Raw genomic sequence first — 4,512 nt, 5'->3', positions numbered from 1 at the left:
TTGTTTTACTTAGATAAAAATCAATGGTATTCCCTTCCGAGTCAACGGCACGATATAGATACATCCATTGACCTTTGACTTTCACATAGGTTTCATCGACTCTCCAGGAATCATTGGTTGTCTTAAGGTGACGCCGTACTCTTTCATCTAATTCAGGCACATATTGGTGTACCCAACGCATAATCGTTGTGTGAGCCATGGATAAGCCTCGTTCCTTCATCATTTCCACCAAATCACGAAAACTGAGACTGTACCGTAGGTACCATCTACCCGTTAATAAAATAATGTCAGGCTGATAATGCTTCCATTTGAATTCTACTGGTTTTTTCATACCGATACACGTCCTTTTTAGTTTAGTAGTATCAATATATCCAAGATTTAGAGATTAGTTTCAAATTAGCTGAAATTTTTGCACCAGAACCGATTTTTTTATTTTTTGTAACGAGAAAAACAAAAATCTTCAAAATGTATGTAACATTTTCTTACAAATTTGTACAAATATTTCAATAAATCTATTAAATTGAAATATATTACAGGGGGTGTAAGGAAAAATGACAAGTAATAAAGAACAAGGTATGACTAGAAGAGATTTCTTAGATCAAGTTGGAAAAGTTGGGGGAGCAGTAGCGGTTTGGGGAGCAATGGAATCACTAGGTTTATTAGGAAAGCCGTTAATGGCAAGTGCAAAGGAATTTAATAGTCCTAAAAAAAGCGATCTAGCAATGGCTAATAAAAATGGGAAAAAAATTATTATTTTGGGAGCAGGTATTGCTGGAATGGCAGCAGCTTATGAATTAGGAAAGGCTGGATATGATTGTAGAATACTTGAAGCAAGGGAGCGCACTGGTGGTCGCAACTGGACAGTAAGAAAAGGTACAGAAGAAAGTGAAATAAATGGGGTAAAACAAATTGCGAAATTTGATAAAGAGCTATATTTTAATGCGGGTCCAGCTCGTATACCTCAGCATCATGTAACAATTGATTATTGCAGAGAACTTGGTGTTGAACTTGAAGTATACTGTAATGCCAATGAATTCTCATACTATTATCAAGAAAACTCCGGGCCTCTATCTAGCCAGAAAATACGAAAGGGCACTGTAAAAGCAGATACTCGCGGTTATATTTCAGAATTGTTAGCGAAGGTTTCAGATAAAACCTCATTAGATCGCCCTCTTTCGAAAGTGGATGTTGAAAGGTTAACTGCCTATCTTAAAGGTGAAGGAGATTTATCTTCAGATTATACATATAAAGGTTCAGCTCGTCGTGGATATAAGGAGTTGCCGGGGGCTGGTCTTAAGCCTGGTACAATCGATTCGCCATTAACCTTTACAGAGCTGCTGCAATCAGGAATGATGAACAGCATCAGCGGTGATTATGATTTCAATCAACAACCGATGATGTTCCAACCTGTAGGAGGGATGGATCAAATTCCAAAAGCCCTTGAAAGTAAGTTGCCGGGAAAAATCACTTTCGGAGCTGAAGTACAAGAGATTAGACAATCAGCGGATGGAGTTCGAATTGTATACAAAAAAAATAAGAATGGAAAAACAAGTGAAATAACAGGGGACTATTGTATTTGTACTATTCCGCTTCCTGTATTAAAAAATATTCCAGCTGATTTTACACCACAAATGAAAAATGCAATTAAAAGCATAAATTATGCAACGACAGGAAAAATTGGTCTTCAGTTTAAAAACAGATTCTGGGAAAAAGATGATCGTATCCTTGGAGGAATTACAACAACGAATATGGATATTTCACAAATTTGGTACCCATCCAATGGCTTTTTATCTCAAAAAGGAGTGTTAGTTGGCTATTACAATTTTGGTCAAAATGCAGTGAATTATGGGAATCTATCACTCTCGCAGAGACAAGCTCGTGCGATATCTCAAGGTGTGAAAATCCATCCTCAATATGCGGAAGAATTTGAGACTTCTTTCTCACTTGCTTGGCATAAAATCAAATACAGTGAAGGCGGATGGGCCTCATACTCAGCATCTGATCGTACTAACTACTATCCTATCCTAAATGAACCACAAGGCCGAATTCATCTTGCTGGTGAACATCTAAGTTATTTAACTGGATGGATGGCAGGTGCCTTTGAGTCAGCAAGAATTGCAGTTAGCACAATTCATGAAGAAGTACTCAAAGAAAGTAAGTTTACTTCTAAAGTAGGCTAAACAGATCTTCAATATTTATAGGTAGAAGGAGATGGAATGATGAAAAAAACGATTAAATCTTTTGTTATGACCACTGTACTTGGGACAAGCCTAATTGCTGGATTCTCTGCTTCTGCAGGAGGTGAGAGTTCAGCATTGAAATCAAATAAAGTAACCTTCTTTGGATCTCCAACATCTCCGATTTCTAGTTCAGTTGCTGTGCCGCACAAATATAATCGATTATCGTATAGTGGGACAGTCCCTCCATTATTAAATAAGGATGGAAAAACGACATATGAACGATATGGAGATACAGAAACGCAAGCCATTGGAATATTAAAGACCCTTAAAGCTGATCTCAAAGCAAAAGGACTTTCTATGTCAGATATCACATATTTAAGAGTGTATCTTACTCCAGACCCTAGCAAAGAGAATAAGCAGGATTATCAAGGATGGTTCAATGCTTATGCCAAGTTCTTTAATACAAAAGAAAATCCAGTAAAGACTGCTCGTTCAACGGTAGGTGTCGATAGTTTAGTAAATTCAGATTGGCTAATTGAGATTGAGGCGGAGGTAGCCTATAAAGCTAAATGAAGGAAAGAAAGGAGTAAACTTACGAAAACGTGTTCTGTACCCTTTCCTTCATATAAAAAATAAAATATAGACAAGGGAGAGAATTATTATGCTTCAGAATATCGGTGTTCCAGGGTTAATCTTAATTCTTATCATTGCACTTATCATTTTTGGGCCTTCAAAATTACCTGAGATTGGGCGTGCATTCGGTAACACTCTCAAAGAATTCAAAAAGGCAACAAATGATCTTGTGAATGGCGACAATGAATTGAATAAAACACAAGAAGAAACAAAAAAACTACAAGCAGTGGAATCGACTAAACAAAGTAACACTGGTAGTTAACAAATTTAAAAAGATGTAGGTAGGTGATCCTGCTTACATCTTTCTATGTAGAAGGATCTTTTTACATAATAGTTTTTAAACGTCAATACGGGTTTTCGTTAGGGGGCTTTACATTTGGATAAAACAAAAATGAATTTAGTTGAACATTTAGGAGAAGTGCGAAAACGAATCATCATTGTTTTAATTGCTTTTATCGTTTTCCTTTGTCTATCCTTCATTTTTGTGCAAGATATTCACCAGTTTTTAGTGAAAGATTTAGATGACAAATTAGCATTACTAGGTCCTGGAGATATTTTATGGATTTATATGTTAATTGCGGGTGTCGTTGCAATCGCGGCAACCATTCCAATTGCAGCTTTTCAAGTTTGGAAATTTGTAAAGCCTGCTCTAAAAAAAGAAGAGCAAAAAGTAACATTAGCATTTATACCAGGTATATTTATGTTATTTTTATTAGGAATTTCTTTCGGGTATTTTATCCTTTTTCCAATTGTCCTATCATTTTTAGAGAACTTGGCTGGTGAACAGTTCGAAGCAGTCTTTACGGTCGATAAGTATTTTAGATTTATGATCAATTTAACGTTGCCATTTGGTTTTTTATTTGAAATGCCTGCAGTCATTATGTTTTTAACAAAACTAGGCATCATAAATCCTTATAGACTAGTAAAAGCAAGAAAAATATCCTATTTTGTTTTAATTATTATTTCTGTGATCATTTCTCCCCCTGATTTGGTTTCTGATATTCTGGTAATCGTACCTTTACTCACCTTATATGAGTTTAGCATCACACTTTCTAAACTAGTTTTTAGGGGGAAGATGGAAAAAATGAAAGAAACGGGTTGATCGCTTTGAGTACCAAACCAAAGGGTCAGGCCCTTTTGAGATAGCCTCTTTTTACTCCAGGAATAACGAAAAACAAGTGCTTCTTTTGGTTCTGGTGCAAATACTTGAAGAAAATATAAAAAAGCGAAAGATTTCTAGTGACTCCTGGTCCTAAGCAATTAGTCCAAACAGTTGATGGATGAATTCTTTTTGATTTTGGACAGACTTCTCCCTTTGGAGAGTCTGTCCTTTTTTTTGACCATGTGCATAGCCTCTATCCCCGCAATAATTCGTTTGGCAGTCCGTAAGGACTTTAATCCAAGCATCGGGCGAATTCGTTTTTTAATAAAGCGATGATCCTGCTCCACGATATTGTTGAGATATTTAACTTGCCTTAATTGGATGCCTTCAGGCATCTGCTTTTCTTCTTTTAACTCTTGGATAGCGATTGGATAAGCTGGGTTTTTGTCTACTGTTATCACACGAGGCTCAGAAACGTGCGAAAAAGCCAAGGCTTTCTTAAGAAAGCGTTTGGCTGCTTGTTTATTTCTTGTTTTACTTAGATAAAAATCAATGGTATTCCCTTCCGAGTCAACGGCACGATATAGATACATCCAT

5 protein-coding genes and 1 pseudogene are annotated in these 4,512 nt (G+C 36.4%); 4 read left to right on the top strand and 2 right to left on the bottom strand.

The annotated features are described in order from the left end of the window. A partial coding sequence (locus tag K9V48_RS27185; protein ID WP_224142194.1) for an IS6 family transposase occupies positions 1-331 on the bottom strand: 331 nt, incomplete at its 3' end. Positions 332-551: 220 nt separating this feature from the next. On the opposite strand from K9V48_RS27185, the gene K9V48_RS27180 reads away from it, so the two are divergent. The 4 genes from K9V48_RS27180 to tatC all read left to right on the top strand — a co-directional run bounded on the left by K9V48_RS27180 (position 552) and on the right by tatC (position 3,915). Beyond that, complete coding sequence (locus K9V48_RS27180; RefSeq protein WP_224142193.1) at positions 552-2,180, top strand: flavin monoamine oxidase family protein; 1,629 nt, start codon at positions 552-554, stop codon at positions 2,178-2,180. A 39-nt stretch (positions 2,181-2,219) separates the two neighbouring features. Further along, on the top strand, positions 2,220-2,753 hold the full coding sequence (locus K9V48_RS27175) for a RidA family protein (RefSeq protein ID WP_224142192.1): 534 nt from the start codon (positions 2,220-2,222) through the stop codon (positions 2,751-2,753). 88 nt (positions 2,754-2,841) lie between these two features. Beyond that, positions 2,842-3,075, top strand: a complete 234-nt coding sequence (locus tag K9V48_RS27170; protein WP_224142191.1) for a twin-arginine translocase TatA/TatE family subunit — start codon at positions 2,842-2,844, stop codon at positions 3,073-3,075. A 114-nt stretch (positions 3,076-3,189) separates the two neighbouring features. Then, positions 3,190-3,915, top strand: a complete 726-nt coding sequence (tatC, locus tag K9V48_RS27165; protein ID WP_224142190.1) for a twin-arginine translocase subunit TatC — start codon at positions 3,190-3,192, stop codon at positions 3,913-3,915. A gap of 150 nt (positions 3,916-4,065) precedes the next feature. On the opposite strand, the pseudogene K9V48_RS27160 reads toward tatC, so the two are convergent. After that, positions 4,066-4,512 (bottom strand): annotated as a pseudogene (locus tag K9V48_RS27160) (IS6 family transposase); the annotation flags it as partial.

This window comes from Metabacillus rhizolycopersici (genome assembly GCF_020075705.1).
This window is presented reverse-complemented; position numbering and strand designations above follow the sequence as displayed.